1 pseudogene is annotated in these 257 nt (G+C 33.1%); it reads right to left on the bottom strand.

The window, feature by feature from the left end:
• Positions 1–232, bottom strand: a pseudogene (locus B4920_RS30160) (hypothetical protein); the annotation flags it as partial.
• Positions 233–257 lie beyond the last annotated feature (25 nt).

Below are 257 nucleotides of genomic sequence, written 5' to 3'. Positions count from 1 at the left end.
TGTTCAGGGTTGAAACGACTCCTGTAAACATCTGCATAATATTATCAACGTGATAACATGAATTGCGATACTGCGCCCGTGAATAAAAATACTTCAGATGATACCCGGCGAAGAGAACATAAAGTTTTTTGTAAAAGACATTGTTATTAACGCTGTTGTGATGATGGGTTATAAATTTATCAACAACATGTATAGACTTTTCCTCCTGAGATAAAACATCAATAGCACTCATAATTTTCTCCATTTTTTGTTTTTAT

This window comes from Zoogloea sp. LCSB751, assembly GCF_002028455.1.
In the GTDB taxonomy this organism is placed as follows: domain Bacteria; phylum Pseudomonadota; class Gammaproteobacteria; order Burkholderiales; family Rhodocyclaceae; genus Zoogloea.
Note: the sequence above shows the minus strand (reverse complement) of the source record. Positions and strands in the feature narration are given on the sequence as shown.